At 51.7% G+C, this 1,488-nt stretch carries 1 protein-coding gene; it reads left to right on the top strand.

Annotated elements, in window-relative coordinates:
• Nucleotides 1–361: 361 nt before the first annotated feature.
• On the top strand, nt 362–1,488 hold a 1,127-nt coding region (gene ltrA / locus Q2J39_RS10710; protein ID WP_300968173.1), incomplete at its 3' end, for a group II intron reverse transcriptase/maturase.

The following is a 1,488-nucleotide window of genomic DNA, read 5'->3' as shown; positions in this document are numbered from 1 at the left end:
GGAGACGAGCGTGCCAGACAGCGCAAATCGTAATAGTTGCGGATGACTGTCTGTGGTAGATGCGGCAGGTGTATGGAATGAAAGATGTATGACCTTACCCGGGGAGGTCCTGCCAGCGAGAGGAATCATCAAACCATGATGACCCCCTTCCCGCAGTAATAACGAATGGCAGGAAGTCAGCCGAGGCCATAGTAGCGAAGAAGTCCCTGTAATGGGGATGGAGTGAAGGGCCGAACGTACAATTTACTGCAAATATCAGGAATGCGTCCTGCACAACAAACCGACAAAGGACAAACCCAGAGAGCCCCTGAAGATGAGTAAGGAAGGGCAGTGCGGGAACACGTGAAAGAAAGGAGCAGCCATGAACCAGACCAGACTGATACAGCCGGAAGACCTGAGCACTCAGGAAATCTTCTCCATGGAGAACCTGACCAATGCGTGCAGACAGGTACGACGAAACAACGGAGCGGCGGGAGTAGATGGGGTCAAAGCCAGAGAACTCCCTGCCTGCCCCGGAGAGTATTGGGAGCGGCTGCGGGAACAGATACTGGACCGCAGCTATAAACCACTGCCAGCCAAAAGGACCGATATCCCGAAACCGGATGGGAGCATGCGGGGGCTCAATGTCCCGGCTGCCAGAGACAGAGTCGTGCAGGCCTGTCTGGCAAACTATCTGGATTACAGGAAGGACTTCGAGATGAGCAACAGCTCATACGGGTTCAGGAAGAACAGGAGATGTGAACAGGCGATACTGAAAGGCCTCGAGTTCATGAACGACGGGTATGACTGGATCGTCGACATCGACCTGAGGAAATTCTTCGATACGGTAGACCAGGACAGACTGATCCGCCTGATAGACAACCTGTTCCATAACAGGGACGTCACGTCGCTGACAAGGAAGTTCGTCAGAGCTGGAGTCATGATAGACGGAAGGCTTGTCAGGACAGAAAGAGGCATCCCGCAGGGAGGGCCGCTTTCGCCGGTACTGGCCAACATCTATCTGGACCAGGCAGACAAGGAACTGGAAAGCAGAGGGCTGAGATTCACGAGATACGCAGACGATATGCTCATCTATGTGAAGTCGGAAGCCGCCGCCAACAGGGTGATGAAGTCATTCAGCAATTATCTGGAAAAGAAGCTGAAGCTGGAAGTGAATGCTTCAAAATCGAAAGTGGCCAGACCGGATGAAGTGAAATATCTGGGGTTTGGCTTCAAAAGGAACAAAAGGGAATGGAAGGCGATACCGCATGAGAAGTCCATTCATGAGTTCGAGCAGAAGATAATGAAGCTGACAAAACGGAACTGGAGCGTATCTCTTGAGGAGAGGATTGAAAAAATCAATCAGGTCATCAGGGGATGGAGCAATTATTTCAGGTGTGCATGGCTGTATAAAGAAACGGTGCGCAAACTGGACAGCAAGCTCCGGAGAAGAATCAGGGCCATCATCTGGAAGCAGTGGAAAAGCATCAGGAAAAAAGAAGAGAGCCT

The sequence above is a fragment of the uncultured Allobaculum sp. genome, assembly GCF_948576815.1.
GTDB classification, from domain to species: domain Bacteria; phylum Bacillota_I; class Bacilli_A; order Erysipelotrichales; family Erysipelotrichaceae; genus Allobaculum; species Allobaculum fili.
This window is presented reverse-complemented; position numbering and strand designations above follow the sequence as displayed.